Consider the following 20,624-nt stretch of genomic DNA (forward strand, 5'->3'; position numbering starts at 1 on the left):
GATGAACAGACGTCAACTATTAAAATCCATAACGCTGTCCACCGGTGTAGTCATTGCTGCCGGTACATTTTCGGGATTGTTGCAGGCTGCGACCAAGACTGCCAATGCAGATTGGCTGCCGGTTTTTCTGAATCGTGAAGAAGCGTTTGCTGTTACCCAAATCGCTGATGCAATTATACCCGCCAGTGAAATACCGGGTGCTGTTGATGTGGCAGTACCCCAATTTATCGACTTGTTGTTGAAAGATGTATTTAGCATTCCAGAGCGTGAAAAGTTCAGGCAAGGGCTGCAGGTTTTTCTAAAGCAATACGCGCACCAGTATGGCGCAGCCTTCCATAAAAGCAGCGTGCAATTGCAGCGTCAATTTATCGAGAAAAATTACACTCTGTCACCCGAGTCGACAATAAATGTACTCGAATTGGTCGCAGAAATTGATGCGCCTCGCGGAAGGGAGAATGAGTATTTCCTTTCGAGTTTTCTGGTAACCCAGCGCGAGTTGACCATAAAATCGTACTTTACCTCGGAAAAAATAGCCAAGCAGGTGCTTAGCTATGATCCGATCCCAGGGCGCTATGACCCCTGCATGCCGGTGTCAGAAGTCGGTAATGTCTGGACATTCTAGAGTACAAATTCTTAACAGGTAAAATTCCTAACAGGTAAATCAGCAAGAGGTAATAGCCGCGTGAAAAATAATTACAGCCTATTTTGCAATGTATGTCCCTGGTCCCACTATATCGTTTCATTGGGATTCTTGCTGTTGACGGCGGTGGCCAACGGCGCCGGGACGGCGACCGGGCAAGTAGACCCCCAGGCAACTGAAATTTGGAATTCCGTACCGGTAGTAGTTACTCCTGGCGCTGGCAGTGCACCTCCTTCCGATGCCATCATTTTATTCGATGGCAGCAATCACTCAGCCTGGGAAAAAGGCGTAGGGGCTGCCGATACCTATACTGATTTCGCGGAGTTTCTACAAAAGCTGAAAAAGCCCGGTGATCCAATTGCGTGGGATGTAAAAGACGGTAGCATGACCGTTAAACCCGGTAGTGGCTACATTAAAAGCAAACAGGCGTTCGGGGATGTGCAATTGCATGTCGAGTGGAAAAGCCCGAACAAGCTTTTGAAAGAAGGCCAGGATCGAGGCAATAGCGGCATTTTTCTGCAGGGTTTGTACGAAGTGCAGGTGTTGGATTCCTATCAACACCAAACCTACAGCAACGGCCAGGCTGCAGCGGTCTACAAGCAGGTAAGCCCGCTGGTGAATGCCAGTCTGCCGCCCGGGCAATGGCAAACTTACGATATTATTTTCACCGCACCGGTTTTTGGCAGCACTGGCAATCTGGTTGCGCCGGCCAGGGTTAGCGTCATCCACAACGGGGTACTGGTGCAAAATAATGTCAGTATCTGGGGGCCAACTACCTATAGAGGCGTGCCTTTGTATCGGCAACACCCGGCCAAGTTGCCGCTGGTGCTGCAGGACCACAACGAACTGGTCAGTTTCCGCAATATCTGGTTGAGAGAGCTTTAACTTATCGGTGCATTGCACACGACAATAATTAATGAAGGAAAAGCTTGCTCATGAACAGAGTGGGATATCAATTGAGTTTTATGATGTTTCTCCAGTTTTTTATCTGGGGGAGCTGGTTTGTTACACTGGGTACATTTCTCGCCAGTAACCTGACTGCGTCAGGCGCCCAGATCGGCATGGCCTTTGCCACCCAATCCTGGGGGGCGATTATCGCCCCCTTCGTAATAGGTCTTATTGCCGACCGCTACTTCAACGCCGAAAAAATCTTGGGTGTTCTACACCTTGGGGGTGCCGCGTTGCTCTTTCAAATGCACAATTCCACCGAGTTCGCTACTTTTTACCCCTTCGTTCTCGGTTACATGGTGCTCTACATGCCGACTCTGGCGCTGGTCAATTCAGTAGCCTTTCGGCAGATGTCAGATCCGGCAAAGGAATTCTCTAAAATTCGTGTATGGGGTACTGTTGGCTGGATTGTCGCAGGACTGATGATCAGTTATATGTTCTCCTGGGATTCACGCGCCAGTATTGAGCAGGGATTGCTGCGCAATACATTTTTACTGAGTAGCTGTGCGGCTTTTATCCTGGGTGTTTTCAGTTTTATCTTACCGGCGACTGCGCCAATAGCCAAGGGTAAGGAAAAGCTCAGTCTTGGAGAAATTGTCGGGGCGGATGCTTTTCGGTTACTCAAGGATCGAAATTTTGCGGTATTTTTCATCTCCTCGATCCTGATCTGTATTCCATTGGCCTTTTACTACCAGAACGCTAATCCATTTCTGGCAGAGATTGGCGTCGCCAACCCAACTGGTAAGATGACGCTGGGTCAGATTTCCGAGGTTGGTTTTATGCTGTTGCTGCCAGCATTTTTGCATCGGTTCGGTATCCGGATTACCTTGTTATTCGGTATGCTTGCCTGGGTGATCCGTTACCTGATGTTTGCCTTTGGCGATGCCGGTGACCTGGCATTCACGTTAATCGTCGGTATAGCCTTGCACGGGATTTGCTACGACTTTTTCTTTGTGACGGGCCAGATATACACCAATTCGCAAGCCGGCCAGCGCTTTCAGAGTTCGGCCCAAGGCATGATTACTCTGGCAACCTATGGTCTGGGGATGTTGATTGGTTTTTCAGTCGCCGGTTATATCACCGACAGCTTTGCGGCCGGAGCAACCCATAATTGGCAGAGTATCTGGTTATTTCCCGCAGGTTTTGCCGGGGTTGTTGCGGCGATATTCCTGCTGGCTTTCAAGCGCCAAGCAGTTTCCTCACAGCAAATTGGAGAGCCATAATGCATTCAGACAAGATCAGGCTTGGCCTCATTGGCGGCGGTTCCAATTCCTTTATCGGCGTCGTTCATCGTATTGCCGCCAATATGGGAGAGCGCTACCAGTTGACCGGGGGGGTGTTTGGTTCAGACTACCAACTCAGTAAAGAATTTGCCCAGCAGCGGGGATTGGATCTGTCGCGAACCTATGCGGATCTGGACAGCTTTATCCAAGGTGAGTTGACGCGGCCGGCTTCGGAACGCATCGAAGTGGTTTCCATACTGACACCAAATTTTTTGCACTACCCCATGGCGACACAATTGATCAACGCTGGCTTTCATGTAATCTGCGAAAAGCCTATTACCCTGAGCGCTGCTGAGGCGGAGGAAATCGAGTCGCTGGTGCAGCAAAAGCAAACTGTCTTTGCCTTGACCCATACCTACACCGGTTACCCAATGGTGCGCCAGATGCGGGAAATGATTGCCAATGGTGAAATCGGCAAGGTACAAAAAGTCGACGCTCAATACTACCAGGGCTGGATCAATCCGTTTATCCACGAGGCGGAAAAGCGCACTGCTGTCTGGCGCCTCAATCCCCAAAAATCCGGGCTGAGTTGTTGCATGGGAGATGTCGGTATCCATGCATTCAATCTGGTTGAATACACCACGGGGCTGGAGGTCGAGCGCGTTTTAGGCGATATCGATACGCTCTACGACAACAACCCGCTGGATGTCGATGGCACGGCTTTGTTCCGCACCCGGGAAGGGGTAAGAGGTATTATTCGGGCCAGTCAGATTGCCACCGGCGAGGAGAATAACATCGCTATTGCCGTTTATGGCGACCGGGGCGCCCTGAAATGGGAGCAGGAAAGCCCAACAGTGTTATATCACTTGCGAGAAGACAAGCCGCTTCAGATCTATAAGCCTGGCAACGCTTACAACCACGATTTTACTAGGCAAAGTACCAAAATCGCTCCCGGTCACCCGGAAGGCCTGTTTGATGCCATGGGCAATATATATCAGGGGGCTGCCCAGGCGATTAGAGGCGAGCCCTACTGTGGTGGTGCTTTCCCCGGTGTTAAGGACGGAGTGCGCGGCATGAAGTTTGTCGAGGCGGTGTTGCAATCAAGTCGTGCAGGCCAGGTATGGGTTGAGCTGTAATAGACAGGACGTCACACCGCGGTTAAGCAGAGCTCGCTCGAGTATATCGAGTGTATTAATTTACCGGTAAATTATAGAGGGCAACCAGATGGCGAAGATAAAAGGGCCGGCTATTTTTCTGGCACAGTACAGTGCGGACCAACCGCCGTTTGACAATCTGGAGAGTATTTGTCAATGGGCAGCGGGCCTTGGCTTTCAGGCGGTTCAAATTCCGACCTGGGACAGTCGCCTGTTCAATTTGCAACAAGCGGCGGCCAGTCAGGACTATTGCGACGAAGTTGCCGGTACAGTGGCTGCGGCCGGCCTGCAAATCAGCGAGCTCTCGACCCACCTGCAAGGGCAACAGATTGCGGTGCATCCCGCTTATGAAGCACTGTTTGACGGCTTCGCTCCGCCGGAGTTACGCAATCAGCCCGCTGCCCGTGCCGAGTGGGCCCAACAACAGCTGCTTTACGCAGCTACAGCCAGCCGACGCCTTAACCTGACCGAGCATGTGACCTTTTCCGGTGCCTTGTTGTGGCACACTGTGTATCCGTGGCCGCAACGCCCGACGGGATTGGTGGAGGCTGGTTTTGCCGAATTGGCGCGGCGCTGGCTGCCGGTTTTGAATGCGTTTGACGAAGCCGGGGTCAATGTCTGTTATGAGTTGCACCCCGGCGAGGATCTGTTTGACGGGATCACCTTTGAGCGCTTTCTCGATGCGACCGGGCAGCATGTGCGCGCTAACATTCTCTATGACCCCAGTCATTTTTTGTTGCAGCAATTGGATTACCTGGCGTTTATTGATATCTACCAGCAGCGGATTAAAGCTTTCCATGTCAAGGATGCCGAATTCAATCCATCGGGAAGAGCCGGTGTCTACGGTGGTTACCAGTCGTGGATAGAGCGCCCCGGTCGCTTTCGCTCGTTGGGTGACGGCCAGGTTAATTTCAAGGGCATCTTCAGTAAACTGGCCCAGTGCGCTTATCAGGGCTGGGCCGTGCTGGAATGGGAGTGCTGTCTCAAACATCCCGAGGATGGTGCCCGAGAGGGTGCGGAGTTTATCCGGGAACACCTTATCCGTACGACGGACAAGGCCTTTGACGATTTCGCTACAGTGGAAAAAGACGAGTCACAGATTCGAAAGACATTGGGCCTTTAACGTTTGTTGTACAAGCTCATTTCGGCAGCAGCACTCGATTAGCGAGATGCCAATCTTTTACCGAATGCGCTAACTCGGAAAAAATTAAATATGGGAAATGATTTTTTACTTAGGTGGTTTTCCGGGAGGGCAGTGGAGGTGTTGCCAAACTCGGTTGGTCCAGTTTCTGCTGTTAACTTTGAATTTAAAGGTGACGCAGTGTAAATAATTTGAATTTGGGGGTCCCGAAACTATTCAAAAATGCGTCTATTCGATGCAAGCTAATGCTATTTTCAAATTCACTTTATCCCCTCCGGTTATGGATGGGGTTTAATAATATATTCAATTGAAGTAGTTACAGCTTTTATGATCGGTTGTGTTGAGGCGAAACTTCCAGCCGGTAACGAAATAATAAATTTTATCTGGAGAGGAAATCATGATTCATACATTCAAACGCAAGCCCATCTATCTGGCAATTGCCCTTTCTGCAGCAGCTTCAAGTTTGGCTGTGGCACAAGAGCCAGTGATCGAGGAAGTTGTGGTGTCCGGTATCCGCGGCAGCCTGCAACGCGCCCAGGCGATGAAGATGGACAGCTCGTCGGTGATCGAGGCGATCTCCGCGGAAGATATCGGCAAGCTGCCCGACTCCAGTATCGCCGAGTCGCTGGCGCGGCTGCCGGGCCTGGCGGGCGAACGTCGCAACGGCCGCACCAGTGGCCTGTCGGTGCGCGGTTTCCGAGAGGACTTCGTCGGCACCACTATGAACGGCCGTGAGCTGCTGGGCATTGGTGATAACCGCGGCGTTGAATACGACTTGTACCCGGCCGAGATCATGACCGGAGCGGTGGTCTACAAGGCGCCCGATGCCTCCCTGGCAACGGTCGGCATCGGCGGAACCGTAGATCTGAGGACGGCTCGGCCGCTGCAAGCAAAGGCCGGCCTGACGCTGAATGCCAGTTATGAGCAGAATGACCTCAAATCCCCCAATCCGGATTTCGATGATACCGGCCATCGCTTTGCGCTGGGCTGGACCGAGCAGTTTGCCGATGGCAAGATCGGTATATCGTTGGCGGTCGCCTCAACCGAATCCCCCAGCCAGGAAGAGCAATTCAGCGCCTGGGGTTATTCCGACACGGTCATCACCTCCGGTCCCAATGCCGGCTTTTTTGTCCCGGATGGCATGAGCATCTTCTCCATTTCACGGCTGCTGGAACGGGATACCTTCTCCGGCGTGCTGCAGTTCGCGCCCACGGATAAATTGACCGCCACCGTCGATTATTTAAATATCGACTTTACGGACTCCGGCATTATTCGCGGGTTTATCGAGCAGATGCCGTTCGCTGCCGATGGCAGCGGCGTAATCAGTGCCGCTGACGGCGTAGTTACCTCGGCCATGACCACAGGTTTTGCCTCGGTCATGCGCACCGACCCGTCGGAAAAAACCGGTGACCTGGAGTCCTATGGCGTTAACCTGGATTACGTGCTTAACGACGAATGGCAGCTTACCTTCGATGCGGCCCACAGTGAGACCAGCAAGAGCGACCTGCGAGCGGAAAGTTATGCGGGTCTTGGCGGTCGTCCGAATCATCCGAATCAGGGCGCCCAGACCATCCGTACCTTTGAGTCAGGGGGGGCGGGTTTCCTGATTTCCGACGCCGGCGATGACTTCTCCGACTTCGCTATGATTCAGCTGGCTGGCCCCCAGTCCTGGGGTGGCAGCCTGGCGCCTTTCGGTCAGCCAGGTGGGCCACTGGTCGAACAGGCAGGCTTTCCCGGCGTGGGTTTTGCGCAGGCGCAGGATGGCTTTGCCAACGAGGCCATTTTCGAGGAAGAGCTTGATACCTTTCGTCTCGAGGCGGTCAAGCAGATCGAAGATTCGATCATCACCAAGATCCATTTCGGGATGCGCTACTCCGACCATACCAAGTCCAAGGTTAACTTTGGCGCCTTCCTGACGTCACCCGCGTGGCCTGACCAGGAACTGATTCCGGAGAATGTTCGCGAAGGTGTCGCGGACCTCAGCTGGGCGGGGCTGGGTGGTTACGCAGCCTATGACGCCCTGAGCCTAATCAAGGGCGGTTACTACACCCAGTGGGCCGCAGCCGAACTCGAACCCGATCGCCTCGGGGATACCTATGAGGTGTCCGAGCAGATCTGGAGCGAATTTATCAAGATCGATTTCGAGACGGAATATAACGGTATCCAGATTTTCGGTAACGCCGGCCTGCAGGGCATTCACACCGAGCAGGAAGCCACTGGCTTTAATTCTGTGGTCGTCGACACTCTGTTTGTTGAGGCGACCCCGGTGTCTGACGGTCTGCGCTACTCCAACGTATTACCCAGCCTGAACCTGAATTTTGATTTCGGTGAGGGCCATATGGTGCGGGTTGCGGCGGCCAAGGTCATTAGCCGGCCGCGCATTGACGCCCTGGGGCCGGGTTCGTCGATCAAGTTCAGGAACAATATTGCCGAAGTGCTAAATACGGATCCGGAGAAAGGGCCCTGGTTGTCTACCTCCGGTAACGCTCAGTTGCTACCCTATGAAGCCAACCAGTTTGACCTGTCTTACGAATACTACTTCAGCGATCTGGGTTATGTGGGTGCCACCTATTTCTATAAAGACCTTCTGAACTGGCACAAAAAGGCTACGGAGGTCATCGATTACTCCGAGTACTACATTCCCGGTTACCACGTGGGTGTCGATAGCAACGGCAATATTTTCGATCCGGCTATTTTTACCGGGGTCAACACTTTTCAGCAGGATGGCCTGACCGGTGAAGTGGATGGTATCGAAATCCAAGGCAGCATACCTTTCGGCGATCTTGCCGAGGTGCTGGGTGGCCTGGGCATGGCGCTGTCGGCATCGTTTACTGACGGTGAACTGGATGATGGCTCGCGAGTGCCTGGTCTTTCCGATGAGGTCTATTCGGCGACAGTCTATTACGAACGGGGTGGTTTCGAAGTCCGTGTCGCCTGGACCAAGCGCGGTGATTTCGCCTCTGAGGAGCGTGGTGGCAGCAACACCATTGCCGGGGTTACCCGCAACAGCAGCGAGTTGGTGGATGCCCAGATCAGCTATGATTTCGAGGATTCTAGCAACGAGCACCTGGCGGGCCTGCGGATATCGTTGCAAGCGCAAAACCTCACCGATGAAGATGACACCAATCTGCTCGACACAGGCTTTGTCAGCAAGAATCAGCACTTTGGCTCCAACTACATGCTGAGCGTTAACTATTCGTTCTACTAACACAGGGCGATACCAGCAAGCATCACCGGCGTCCGCCGGTGGTGTTTTTTGTTAGCTGCACTTATCAGCTGTCGTTTTCGGGATTCGTTATTGGGATTATTAATCGGAAGTAGGCACACGACAATCTGAACGAGTGAGCGCTACCCAACTTTGAAAAAACTCAAACTCAGGGAATGGCATCTTGTTGCGCATGCACAATTTATTCACGATTCCTCTATTCTTGCTGCTATCCGTGCTGCTGGTCACTGCCCAGGCGGCGGAACCCTCTAGCCAGCAATTGACCTCACCAGACGGCAGCATTGAAGTCACCGTCGAGGTGCGGGACGCCGGTGTGTACTACAGCGTCCAATACAAAAAGCAAGCGGTTATTCAAGCTTCACGGCTGGGTTTCGATATCCAGGGGCAGCCACAATTGGCGGCTAACCTGGAAGTGACCGATGTACAGCGCAACACCACGCACCAAGCATGGCAGCAGGTCTGGGGTGAGCGGGCCGAGGTGGTGGATCACCACAACCAGCTCAGCATCAGTTTGCAGGAGCGGGAAGGTTTGCAGCGCAAGCTGGAACTGGTTTTCCGTGCCTTTGATGACGGCATCGGCTTTCGCTATCACCTGCCTCAGCAGCCCAATCTGCAGGAATTTGCTATTGAGGATGAACTGACCGAATTTGCCCTGGCGCAGAATTACCACGCCTGGTGGATTCCCGCCTACCGCGACCAGCGCTATGAATACCAGTACCTGAAGTCGGCCCTGAGTTCTATTGATGTGGCCCACACGCCGCTGACCCTGACTGACGACGGAATTGCCATTGCCATTCATGAGGCGGCGCTGGTGGACTACGCCTCGATGACTTTGCGCAACGTATCAGACAACCACAAGACCCTGAAAGCTGACCTGGTACCCTGGGCCGACGGTACCAAAGTCTATGCCAAAACCCCGCTGACCACGCCCTGGCGCACCATCCAGATAGCTTCCCAGGCGGCGGAGCTGATCAACTCGGACTTGATCGTCAACCTCAATGAGCCCAACCGTCTCGGCGATACCTCGGCTTACGTCAAGCCGGGCAAGTACATGGGGGTTTGGTGGGAGATGCATATCGGCAGTAAATCCTGGAGTCCAGGTGCCGACCAGGGGGCGACCACCGAGCGAGTAAAAGAATACATTGATTTTGCCGCCGAACACGATATCGATGGGGTGCTGGTGGAGGGCTGGAACAAGGGCTGGGAAGGTGAGTGGTGGCAGCGCAAACCGACTTTTATTTTCGATGAGCCGGTGGTGGGATTTGATATCCAGGCCGCGGTTGACTACGCCAGCTCGAAAGGTCGCCAGCTGGTTGGTCACCATGAAACCGCTGCCGGCATCGCCCATTACGAAGCGCAAATGGAGCGGGCGTTTGCCTATTATCAAAAGCTCGGTATTCACTCGGTGAAAATGGGCTATGTGGGCACGCGCCTGGAAGGCAAGGAGTGGCACCACGGCCAGTTTATGGTGCGTCACTTTGCCAAAGTGGTGGCAACCGCCGCTAAATACCAAGTGATGGTCAATGCCCACGAAACCATCAAGGACACCGGCTTGCGTCGCACCTACCCCAACCTGATGACGCGCGAATGCGTGCGCGGTATGGAGTATAACGGCGGCAGCCCGGATACCGGTAACCTGCCTAACCATACCGTTATCATTCCGTTTACTCGCGGCCTGGCCGGCCCCACGGATTTTACCCCGGGTATTTTTAATTTTGACTACCAGGAGCACCGACCCTACAACCGCGTACCGACCACTCTGGCCAAGCAGCTGGCACTTTATGTGACGCTCTACAGTCCGCTGCAAATGGCCGCCGACCTGCCGGAAAACTACCAGGGCCACCCAGCCTTCCAGTTTATTGACGATGTACCTACAGATTGGCAAGAGAGCAGGGCGCTGCAAGGTGAGATTGGAGAGTTCCTGGTAATTGCCAGGAAAGATCGCCACAGTGAAGACTGGTACCTGGGGGCGACCAGCAATGAAACCCCCCGCCAGCTGTCGATCAAACTGGATTTTCTCGACGCCGGCCGCTACCAGGCGACGATCTACCGGGACGGCGAGCAGGCCCACTGGCGCACCAATCCGGAAGACTACGTTATTGAGAGCAAGAAAGTAAAAGCGGGGCAGGTCCTGAAGCTGGATTTGAAGCCCGGTGGCGGTGCCGCGGTGCGCTTGCACAGGTTATAGCGCCGCTATGTGCCGGATTTACTGCAGTTACAGGCACGCTAGCGAGCCATTACTGGCCAGTGTATTGCAAGGCGCACTGGTGGAGGTTGCAAGGTGAGTAGTGCGCCGCTGATCCATCTTAACGCCAAGCTGGAAATACGGCGCCAGCCATTGGGTGAACATGACTTTTGTGTTGTGGTGGACAATTTTCTGCAAAATCCCGAGGCGCTGGTGGAATTCGCCGCGGCCAATGGCTCGCACTTCTACAGCACCAGGGGTGGCTACCCGGGGGTGATGTTGAATCTCGCTGCCAAGGTTGTCGATGAGCTGCACCGCTTTATTCGCAGCCAAATGGCCCGGCAATTTGCCATTTTACGCGGTGGTCTGAAGCTCAATACCGGGCTCGCCATGACCGTCCTGCCACCGCAGCAACTGGGCAACTTCCAGCGCATTTGTCACACCGATCCGCGCGCTGCAACGGGGCGGCGCAGTTACGCCGCGCTGGTTTATCTGTTTGCCGACGAGCGACTCGGCGGCACGGCATTTTATCGCTGGAAACGCGCCGACATAGTCAAACAGGCGCTGGCGCTGGAACTGCAGGCCCCTGCTGCGGCCACTGAGTTGCTGGCGCAGCACTGTGCAGCGTTTCGCCAGCCGCCGCAGTATATGACTGGCAGCAACGAACTGGCGGAATTGCTGGCGGTTATCCCGGCGCGCTTTAACCGGATGATTTTTTATTCCGGTGAAGTGCCGCACAGTGGCTATATCGCCGTGCCGGAATTACTGAGCACGAATTTCCGCCAGGGGCGCTTGACCTTGAACAGCTTTGTCAGCGGTTTGCCCGCATAAAGGTGGGCGAGCACGACTAGCATTGCAACGAAAAAACCGCAGGCGATGAAAGCTGGTCCCTGTTGCACACAAAACCATGATAATTACACAAACAAGAGAGAAGCTGATATATGAGCACTATCCCACTGGCCACTCCGCGGGCAGGCGCCAACCGGCGCATGATTCTCGCTATCACCGCGGTCGCCGCGTTGGGCGGCCTGTTATTCGGTTACGACACCGGCGTGATTGGCGGCAGCCAACTCTACTTTACCAAGTACTTCCAGCTGACCCCGGGAGAGCAGGGTTGGGCGGTGAGCAGCGCCATATACGGGTGTTTGTTCGGCGCGCTGCTCAGTGGTTACCTGACCAAGGCCATCAGCCGCAAATACACCCTGATTCTGTCGGCTTTTTTGTTCTTTTTGTCGGCTTGGGGCTCCGGTGTCGCCGACTCGCTCACGGAACTGGTGTTATACCGAATCCTCGGCGGGCTGGGGGTAGGCATGGCGTCCATGGCGGCACCCATGTACATCGCCGAAATCGCACCGCCGAAAGAGCGCGGCCAGATGGTGGCCTATTACCAGTTGGCGGTGGTGATTGGTTTCTTTGTGGTGTTCCTGGCAACTTACTTTATCGGCGGCGGCAACACCGCAGGTATGTCAGCTGAAGAGATCGCCCAATTGCACACCTACAACGTCGAGCGAGGCTGGCGGGTGATGCTCTGGTCCGAACTGCTACCGGCCGGGGCCTTTTTTATCCTGCTGTTTTTTGTGCCGCACACGCCGCGTTGGCTGATGATGAAGGGACGCACCGAGGAGGCAAAGCAGGTGCTGGCAAAGATCACCGATGGGCCGCGGGAAGCGCAACTGGAGTTTGATGATATCGCCCTGTCATTCTCCACTACCCGCAATCACCACCCGGTGACACTGGCGACCAAAGGCATCGCCTTTGTGCTGTTTATGGGCATTATGCTGTCGATTTTTCAACAGGTGAGCGGCATCAACGCCATTCTCTATTACGGCGCCGAAATTTTCAGTAATGCCCTCGGTTACGGCCCGGAAGACGCGCTAAAACAGCAGTTGTGGTTGGGCGCGGTCAACCTGGCGTTCACCTTCGTGGCGATCTTTACCATCGACAAGTGGGGGCGCAAGCCGCTGTTTCTGCTCGGCACCGGGGGGATGGTGGTCGGCCTCAGTGTGCTGGCCTGGACCCTGTACAGCCAGCAAATGGGCGTGGTGTCATTGATTGCGGTGCTGGTATTTATCGGTTCCTTTGCCCTGTCCATGGGGCCGGTGGTGTGGGTGATGTTGGCGGAAATCTTCCCCAATAATATTCGCAGTGTTGCCATGTCCATTGCCGTGGCGGTGCAGTGGCTGTTCAACGCCATCGTCGCCAACAGCTTCCCGGTGATCAATGGCAGCGACCTCAATCAGCAGGCCTTCAATGGCGCATTGCCCTACCTGATTTTTGCCGGCTGTTGCGTGGTCGCCATGATATTTGTCTGGAAGCTGGTGCCGGAGACCAAAGGCAAGACTCTGGAAGAGATGGAAGTGCTGTGGACCGGTGAGAAGGCTGCCTTTCACAGTGCCGAGGAGATCGAGCCCGGACGCTAGGAGCCTGTCGGACTTAGGGTTGCCCTGCTGCGAAAAAGCCGAGTTTGGCCATTTTTTAACCATTTTCTCGTTAAATAGAACCACTATTCGCCTCAAAAATGGTTAAAAACTGACTCAAATCGGACTTTCTCTCGCTACGGGCACCTAAGTCCGACAGGCTCCTAGTTTGCGCACTAACCAATACCTATTGGACTAACCAAAACATAACAGGTAACAACAGCATGAAGCGACTATCACACGTTATATCTTGCGCCCTGCAGCCGTTGCAACTGTTTCAACGCGCATGCCTGCTGCTGCTTCTGCTGGCGTCGCAATTGTACGCCGATGCCGGCCAATACGTGAGCCACCAGTTGGATGGTGCAACCCTGAGCATTACCACCAGCACTGGAAAATTGACCCTCAGTGCGCACGGCGAGAAGGCTTTTGCGGTGCACTTTGTACCCCAGGGCAAGCAGCCTTTCCCGTCTTTTGCACTGCACGGCGAAGCCGCTGGCACCAATGTAAAACGGAAGGTAAAGCTGAAGGACAAGCGCAATCAGCTGCAGCTTGGCAACGGTGAACTCACAGCACTGATCCACAAGAACCCGCTGACGATCGAGTATTTGCACAGGGGCAAACCGCTACTGGCCGAGGCCGCAGGGGTGTTTCAGGGCGAAACTGCAGACGGTGAAGCGGTGAGTGGCTTTCGCTTCAAGCTGGATAAAGATGAAAAGTTGCTGGGCGGTGGCGAGCGGGTGCTGGGGATGGATCGGCGCGGCTATCGCCTGCCGCTCTACAATGAGCCGCACGGTGAATACTCCACTCATTCGGAAAAAATGAACTACGGCTTGCCGGCGGTGATGTCCAGCGACAAATATATTTTGCTGTTCGATAACTCGGCCAAAGGCTGGCTGGATGCGGGCAAAACCGAGAGCGATATACTGTCGTTTGAGGCCGTCGGTGGGCGCCTGGCCTATCTGGTGGTGGCGGGGGACACTTATCCCGAATTGATCGCCAATTACGTTGCCGTAACCGGTCGGCAACCCATGCCACCGCGTTGGTCGCTGGGTTATATCGCCTCCCGCTTTGGTTACCGCAGCGAGCAGGAAGCACGGGATACCCTGGCGAAGTTTGAGCAGCAGGAGTTTCCGGTCGATGCCATTATTTTTGACTTGTACTGGTTCGGCAAGGACATCCAGGGCCATATGGGCAATCTGCAATGGGATCGAGAGGCGTTTCCTGAGCCGGAAAAAATGATGGCCGACTTTGCCAGCAAGGGCATCAAAACCATTCTCATAACCGAACCGTTTATTCTCACCAGTTCCGGCAAGTGGGATGAGGCGGTGGCCAACAAGGCGCTGGCCACCGATGCCGAGGGCAAGCCATTTTCTTTCTCCGAGTTTTACTTCGGCACTACCGGCATTGTCGATATTTTTGATCCCCAGGCAGCAGACTGGTTCTGGAGTATCTATCGCGGTTTGATGGAGCAGGGAGCCAGTGGTTGGTGGTGTGACCTGGCCGAGCCGGAAAAGCACCCGGCTGAAGCCATGCATGTGCTGGGCAGCGCTGACGAAGTGCACAATGCCTATGGCCACGAGTGGGCCAAAGTACTGTTTGAGAACCAGTTGCGGGACTTTCCTGGGCAGCGGCCGTTTATCCTGATTCGCTCCGGCTTCGCCGGCTCCCAGCGCTATGGAATTTTCCCCTGGACCGGCGACGTCAAGCGCGGTTGGGGTGGACTGAAACCGCAGGTGGAGTTGTCGTTGCAAATGGGGCTGTTGGGGCTGGCGTATACCCACTCCGACCTGGGCGGGTTTGTCGGCGATCGACTGGATGAAGAGGCCTATGTGCGCTGGTTACAATACGGCGTGTTCCAGCCCATATACCGGCCCCACGGGATCGAGCCGGTGGCGCCGGAGCCGGTGTTTCACAGCGAAAAAGTCCGGGATATCCTGCGCCAGTATGTGCAGTTGCGCTATCGTATGACGCCTTACAACTACACGCTTGCACACATCAATTCCACCACTGGCATGCCCCTGATGCGACCGCTGTTTTTCAGCGATGAAGACAATCTGGCGCTGATGGATAATGCCCGCAGCTACTTCTGGGGAGACGCTTTTTTTGTATCCCCGATAACCGATCCGTCGGTTTCCCAGGCACGTTTTTACCTGCCCGATGGTGTCTGGTTCGATTTCTGGAACGACCAACGCTACAGCGGCGGCCGCAAGATTACTCGCGATGTCGATCTGTCCACCTTACCGGTACTGGTCAAAGCCGGGGCCTTCGTGCCCATGGTCCAGCAGACAGTCAATGCCGCCAGCTACTCAAGCGCGCAGTTAACCCTGCATTACTACCACGATGCCAGTGTCCGGCGCGCCAGCGGGCAGATGTACGAAGACGATGGCGAGACTTATCAGGCCTATGAGCAGGGTAAGTATGAACTGTTGGAATTCTCTGCCAGCAGTGGCGGCAACGGGTTGACCATCGAGTTACAACGGCAGCAGGGGGAGGCAGGTTACGAGGGCATGCCGGACGCTCGGCGTATGCATCTGGTGCTACACAATATTGAGGCTGAGGCCGAAGTTGAAATGGGTGGTACTAGCGTCAATCCTGTTGGCACCGTCGACGCGCTGGATACACAGCCAAGCGCGAGTTATTACGATCCTGTCGCACGGTTATTGACCATTGCTTTTGACTGGGATCATAAACCGCTGCAGTTGCAGATAGGCAAATAAGTATGAAGGGGATATCAAACAAGGTGACACTTTGCAATGAGGCATCAGCAGGTGACAGTTGCGCTATGGCCGCAGCTCGCTGGTCAGCGTTGCGGGCATTGGGCAATTACCGGGGATGAATACGTTGGCTGCATACGTTTGTAGCAAGCTGCATACGTTTGTAGTCATTGTATAAAAACCCCAGTGGCATAGAATATTTTCCACAACAATACCGAACAGGCAATTAATAATGGATAAGAAACCTGCACTCAGTTTTTGGCAAATCTGGAATATGTGTTTCGGATTTCTCGGCATCCAGTTTGGCTTTGCCCTGCAAAATGCCAATGTCAGCCGAATTTTCCAGACTCTTGGGGCCGATGTCGAACATATTCCCCTGTTGTGGATTGCGGCTCCTGTGACTGGCCTTATTGTGCAGCCAATCATTGGTTACATGAGCGATAAAACCTGGACCTCTCTGGGGCGGCGGCGGCCTTATTTTCTTATCGGCGCCATTTTGACCACATTTGCGCTGGTATTTATGCCCAATTCGCCAAGCCTGTGGATTGCCGCCGGTACGCTGTGGATCCTGGATGCCTCCATCAATATTTCCATGGAACCTTTCCGCGCCTTTGTGGGGGATAACCTGCCGCACAAGCAGCGCACACTGGGTTTCGCCATGCAGAGCTTTTTTATCGGTATCGGCGCGATCATCGCCTCGTTTCTGCCTTATATACTGTTTAATTACGCCGGTATCAGCAACACGGCAGCGGCGGGGGAGGTGCCGGACTCCGTCCGTATTTCCTTCTACCTCGGCGCGGCGGTGCTGTTCCTGGCGGTGGGCTGGACGGTGCTCTTCAGTCGCGAATACTCGCCCGAGCAAATGGCCAGTTTCGAGGAGGAGGTCGAGGCCAGTCAGGAAGTTGCGGCAGCCCACGCTGGCCCGCGCCGCAGTAGCGCGAAGTATTTGCGGGACTCCGCCATTTTACTGGTCGCCGGCGCCGCGCTGTGCCTGTTGATCTACAGCCAGGGCTGGGACAAACAACTCTACATTTTGGCCGGTGGACTGCTGACCTTCGCCCTGTTGCAGTTGATCACCTGGCGGATGGCGATGACCAACAGAACCAGTAACGGCTTGTACGAAATCGTCGATGACCTGTTCCATATGCCCAAGACCATGAAGCAATTGGCGGTGGTGCAGTTTTTTTCCTGGTTTGCCCTGTTTGCCATGTGGATCTACGCCACCGCCGGGGTTGCCGAATATCATTTTGGCAGCTCTGATCCCACCACCCGGGCTTTCAATGACGGCGCTGATTGGGTAGGCGTATTGTTCGGTTCCTATAATGGCTTTGCCGCTCTGGCCGCCATCATCATTCCTGTTATCGCCAATCGCTTTGGCCGCCGTACGTCCCACCTGATTAATCTCTGGTGTGGGGGCGCCGGCATGATCTCCTTTATTTTTATCAAGGACCCGCAGTGGTTGTTGTTGTCCATGGTTGGGGTGGGGATTGCCTGGGCGTCAATATTGTCCGTTCCCTACGCCATTCTCTCCGGAGCCCTGCCGGCCCATAAAATGGGTGTGTACATGGGCATATTTAACTTTTTTATTGTGATACCGCAGATTATGGCCGCCAGTGTTATCGGTTTGCTGGTACGTGTGCTGTTCGATGGCGAGGCTATATACGCGCTTGTTATTGGCGGTGTTTTTCTGTTAATCGGTGGCCTGGTTACCTTGTTTGTTGACGACAGCCACGATCCCGTAGTGGAAGAAGCCAAAGTTTAAGAGGAGCTTGCCTGATGTTTACCTGGTCGAAAAATACACTGTTACTGAGTGCCCTGGCGCTGGTCGCTTGTGGCGAAGATACTCGCCAAACTGCAAGCTTGCAGGAAGCGGGGGATGCCGCTAAACCGCTGCCTGAGTTTGTGGGCACCCGTGAACCGTTTGCCGCCGAGGCCGTTTACTTTGTGGTGACCGACCGCTTTGTCGACGGTGACCCGAACAATAACTTTCCCCAGCAGGGCGGCGACTATCCGAGTTTTGATTTGCCGATCCAGTTTGATGGTGAAGCTGCCGCCAATATCGGTTACTTGGGCGGTGATTTTAAAGGCATCGTTGACCACGCCGACTATATCCGCTCGATGGGATTTACCTCGTTGTGGTTGACGCCCATTGTCGATAACCCGGATCAGCACTTTACCGGTGGTAGCCCCATCACGGCAACTACCGGCGCCGATTTGGGCAAGTCGGGCTACCACGGCTATTGGGGCGTGAACTTCTATCAGCTGGACGAGCACCTGCCGTCACCGGGGCTGGATTTTGCCGGCCTCAGTCAACAGTTACACGACAAGGGTTTGAAGGTTGTCCTGGATATTGTTGCCAATCACGGCTCGCCCTCGTTCAGCATGCCGGTGGACCAGCCTCAGTACGGCGAGATTTACGATCGTGATGGCAAGCTGGTGGCCGATCACAAAAATCTGGAACCCGAGCAGCTGGACTACAGCGATCCACTGCAGCGCTGGTTCCACAAGGAGAAGGATCTGGCGCAGCTGTCCAACCTGGATGAATTCAATCGGGATGTGCGCGAGTACATGATCAACTCCTATCTGTATTGGATCGCCCAGGGTGTGGACGCGATTCGGATTGATACCATTCGCCACGTGGACAATGATTTCTGGAAGGAGATGGCGGACCGCATTCGCGCCCAGTACCCGGGTATGTTCTTCTTCGGCGAGCACTTCAGTTATTCCGCGACGGACGTGGCCCAGCACCAGTTGCCGGAAAATGGCAGCATCAGCGTGCTGGATTTTCCCGGGCAAGAAGCCATGGTTAAGGTATTTGGCAACCCGAACAGCGATTTTGCCGAGTTGCTGGACTATCTGCACCTCAATGACGGCACCTACGTTAATCCCTATGAATTGATGACGTTTTACGACAACCACGATATGCCGCGAATGAATGCCACCGATGGCGGGTTTATTGACGCGCACAACTGGCTGTTCACCTCCCGCGGAATTCCAGTGGTGTATTACGGGTCTGAAACGGGTTTTATGCGCGGTACCGGGGAGCACAAGGGCAATCGCAATTATTTCGGTGCCGAGCGAATTGCCGCGGCGAAAACTCACCCGATTCAAAATGCGCTGGCAGAAGTTGCAAAAATGCGCCAGCAATCGGTGGCCCTGCAGCGAGGCTTACAGGTAAACCTGGATTTCAACGGCAACTCGGCAGCATTCCTGCGGGTCTATCAGTCTGGTGATAAGGCTGAAACGGCACTGGTGCTGTTGAATAAAGGCGATGTGCCTGCGACCGTTGCGGCCGCTGGCCTATTGAATGGCGGCCGGTGGCACAACTTGCAGACCGGCGCCTCGCTGGAGGTCCCATTGCAGGGCAGTATTACCCAGGAGCTGCCCGCCCATTCAGTGAGCATCTGGATCAATCGCGACCCGGTCAGCAATGCTGAATTGTTGGCTCGCTTGGCAGCACTGTAACAAAGCCACTACAGATGCCAGATCATCAGAGGATAACAAACGTGATTAAAAACTCCTTGCTGGGCGCCCTGCTAAGCGGCTGCATCGGCCTCGCGGGTTGCGCTGTCAGCAACACTGCAGCTACAACTGCCCGGGTCGAGCCGGATCCCTACCAGCCGCGGGAGTATGTCGAAATATCTCACCCCGAGTGGAGCAAGAACGCCACGCTGTACCAGGTTAACCTGCGGCAGTACACCCGCGAGGGCACCTTCAAGGCGTTTGAATCCCACCTGCCCAGGCTGAAGGAAATGGGCGTTGATATCCTCTGGTTGATGCCCATCAATCCCATTGGCGAGAAAAATCGCAAGGGCCCGCTGGGCAGCTATTACTCGGTGCGGGATTACTTTGGGGTAAACCCCGAGTTCGGCACTGTCGAGGATTTCAAACACCTGGTGGATACCATTCACTCCATGGGCATGTATGTCATCCTCGACTGGGTAGCCAACCATTCAGCGTGGGACAACCCCCTGGTCACCGAGCACCCGGACTGGTACATCAAAACCCGGGAAGGCAACTTCCAGTCTACCCCGTGGCGCGATTATGACGACATTATCGACTTTGATTACAGCCAGCCAGACCTGCGCAAGTACATGACCGAGGCGCTGAAATACTGGGTTAAGGAACTGGATATCGACGGCTACCGCTGCGACATCGCCAGCTTTATGCCCCTGGAATTCTGGGACAATGCGCGCCGGGAGCTGGACCAGATCAAACCGGTGTTTATGCTGGCAGAAGCCGCGGACCGGGATTTGCACAAGCGCGCGTTTGATATGACCTATTCCTGGTCTCTGTGGGACCATTTGCACGCCATTACCACCCAGGGCAAGAGTCTCAGCGGCTTGACTGAGGGGTATATAGCCGAGCATGTCAGCATCTGGCCGGAAAATGCCTACCGCATGAATTTTATCGACAATCACGATAAAAACTCCTGGGAAGGCACGCAATTTTCCAATTTTGGCGACGGCCTGCTGGCGTCAATCGTCCTCACCGGCACCATTGAGGGCATGCCCATGATGTACACCGGCCAGGAGGCTGGCCTCGATCGCTCGCTCGATTTCTTTGACCGCGATACCGTGGTTTGGCGGGAGCACGAGATCGGCCAGATCTATTCCAAACTTTTCCATCTCAAGCATCGCAACCAGGCGCTTTGGAATGGCAGTTGGGGCGGCACCATGGAACGCATCAAAAATGACCGCATGGACCGGGTAATAGCGTTTTCGCGCCAGAAAAACACTGACAAGGTCATTACCATCGTTAACATGAGCGCTCAGCCAGTGACCGCAACCCTGCAGGAGTCCAATTACCACACCGGGGTTTACACCGAGCTTTTCAGCGGTGCATCCTACCGCATGCAAGCTGACGCAGTGGTGCAGCTCAAACCCTGGGAATACCGGGTCTATGTCAAAGACGCCACGAATAATTGATCTCAGGCTTTCCGTCATTTGAGCGGTGCCATTGCAAGACGCCTTGCG

General features: G+C 54.5%; 13 protein-coding genes. All 13 read left to right on the plus strand.

The window, feature by feature from the left end; translation table 11 throughout:
- The first annotated feature begins 1 nt into the window (after position 1).
- The 13 genes from G8764_RS08630 to G8764_RS08690 all read left to right on the plus strand — a co-directional run bounded on the left by G8764_RS08630 (position 2) and on the right by G8764_RS08690 (position 20,576).
- Positions 2-622, plus strand: a complete 621-nt coding sequence (locus G8764_RS08630; protein ID WP_166164197.1) for a gluconate 2-dehydrogenase subunit 3 family protein — start codon at positions 2-4, stop codon at positions 620-622.
- 60 nt (positions 623-682) lie between these two features.
- Positions 683-1,525, plus strand: coding sequence for a 3-keto-disaccharide hydrolase (locus G8764_RS08635; RefSeq protein ID WP_341806342.1), 843 nt, complete (start codon positions 683-685; stop codon positions 1,523-1,525).
- 50 nt (positions 1,526-1,575) lie between these two features.
- The gene (locus G8764_RS08640) at positions 1,576-2,811 is read left to right on the plus strand and encodes a nucleoside permease (RefSeq protein WP_166164198.1); all 1,236 of its coding nucleotides are present in this window, start codon (positions 1,576-1,578) and stop codon (positions 2,809-2,811) included.
- Entirely contained in the window at positions 2,811-3,947 is a 1,137-nt protein-coding gene (locus tag G8764_RS08645) for a Gfo/Idh/MocA family protein (protein ID WP_166164200.1), read from the plus strand. Before G8764_RS08640 ends, G8764_RS08645 begins: the two co-directional genes overlap by 1 nt.
- An 88-nt stretch (positions 3,948-4,035) precedes the next feature.
- Positions 4,036-5,088, plus strand: coding sequence for a sugar phosphate isomerase/epimerase family protein (locus G8764_RS08650; RefSeq protein WP_166164202.1), 1,053 nt, complete (start codon positions 4,036-4,038; stop codon positions 5,086-5,088).
- A 415-nt stretch (positions 5,089-5,503) separates the two neighbouring features.
- Positions 5,504-8,314 (plus strand): TonB-dependent receptor, encoded by a 2,811-nt coding sequence (locus tag G8764_RS08655; RefSeq protein WP_166164204.1) that lies wholly within the window; start codon positions 5,504-5,506, stop codon positions 8,312-8,314.
- 190 nt (positions 8,315-8,504) lie between these two features.
- Positions 8,505-10,520: a glycoside hydrolase family 97 protein gene (locus G8764_RS08660; protein ID WP_166164206.1), complete on the plus strand. Its 2,016-nt coding sequence runs from the start codon at positions 8,505-8,507 to the stop codon at positions 10,518-10,520.
- A 93-nt stretch (positions 10,521-10,613) separates the two neighbouring features.
- Positions 10,614-11,348 carry a DUF6445 family protein gene (locus G8764_RS08665; RefSeq protein ID WP_166164208.1) on the plus strand — a complete coding sequence of 245 codons (735 nt, stop codon included), beginning with the start codon at positions 10,614-10,616 and terminating at the stop codon, positions 11,346-11,348.
- Positions 11,349-11,458: 110 nt separating this feature from the next.
- Positions 11,459-12,937 carry a sugar porter family MFS transporter gene (locus tag G8764_RS08670; RefSeq protein WP_166164210.1) on the plus strand — a complete coding sequence of 493 codons (1,479 nt, stop codon included), beginning with the start codon at positions 11,459-11,461 and terminating at the stop codon, positions 12,935-12,937.
- A gap of 221 nt (positions 12,938-13,158) precedes the next feature.
- Positions 13,159-15,651: a TIM-barrel domain-containing protein gene (locus tag G8764_RS08675; RefSeq protein WP_166164212.1), complete on the plus strand. Its 2,493-nt coding sequence runs from the start codon at positions 13,159-13,161 to the stop codon at positions 15,649-15,651.
- Between the two features lie 229 nt (positions 15,652-15,880).
- On the plus strand, positions 15,881-17,410 hold the full coding sequence (locus tag G8764_RS08680; protein ID WP_166164214.1) for an MFS transporter: 1,530 nt from the start codon (positions 15,881-15,883) through the stop codon (positions 17,408-17,410).
- 14 nt (positions 17,411-17,424) lie between these two features.
- Positions 17,425-19,113 (plus strand): alpha-amylase family glycosyl hydrolase, encoded by a 1,689-nt coding sequence (locus G8764_RS08685; protein ID WP_166164216.1) that lies wholly within the window; start codon positions 17,425-17,427, stop codon positions 19,111-19,113.
- 41 nt (positions 19,114-19,154) lie between these two features.
- A complete protein-coding gene (locus tag G8764_RS08690; RefSeq protein WP_341806343.1) occupies positions 19,155-20,576 on the plus strand; it encodes an alpha-amylase family glycosyl hydrolase in 1,422 nt (473 codons plus the stop codon).
- Positions 20,577-20,624 lie beyond the last annotated feature (48 nt).

Origin of the sequence: Pseudomaricurvus alcaniphilus (genome assembly GCF_011440395.1) — a bacterium.
Taxonomy (GTDB): domain Bacteria; phylum Pseudomonadota; class Gammaproteobacteria; order Pseudomonadales; family Cellvibrionaceae; genus Pseudomaricurvus; species Pseudomaricurvus alcaniphilus.

Coding starts and splice junctions, on each gene's coding strand:
- G8764_RS08670 (WP_166164210.1), top strand. CDS start 11,459: ATGAGCACTATCCCACTGGCCACTCCGCGGGCAGGCGCCAACCGGCGC.
- G8764_RS08680 (WP_166164214.1), top strand. CDS start 15,881: ATGGATAAGAAACCTGCACTCAGTTTTTGGCAAATCTGGAATATGTGT.
- G8764_RS08630 (WP_166164197.1), top strand. CDS start 2: ATGAACAGACGTCAACTATTAAAATCCATAACGCTGTCCACCGGTGTA.
- G8764_RS08655 (WP_166164204.1), top strand. CDS start 5,504: ATGATTCATACATTCAAACGCAAGCCCATCTATCTGGCAATTGCCCTT.
- G8764_RS08685 (WP_166164216.1), top strand. CDS start 17,425: ATGTTTACCTGGTCGAAAAATACACTGTTACTGAGTGCCCTGGCGCTG.
- G8764_RS08645 (WP_166164200.1), top strand. CDS start 2,811: ATGCATTCAGACAAGATCAGGCTTGGCCTCATTGGCGGCGGTTCCAAT.
- G8764_RS08640 (WP_166164198.1), top strand. CDS start 1,576: ATGAACAGAGTGGGATATCAATTGAGTTTTATGATGTTTCTCCAGTTT.
- G8764_RS08660 (WP_166164206.1), top strand. CDS start 8,505: ATGCACAATTTATTCACGATTCCTCTATTCTTGCTGCTATCCGTGCTG.
- G8764_RS08650 (WP_166164202.1), top strand. CDS start 4,036: ATGGCGAAGATAAAAGGGCCGGCTATTTTTCTGGCACAGTACAGTGCG.
- G8764_RS08675 (WP_166164212.1), top strand. CDS start 13,159: ATGAAGCGACTATCACACGTTATATCTTGCGCCCTGCAGCCGTTGCAA.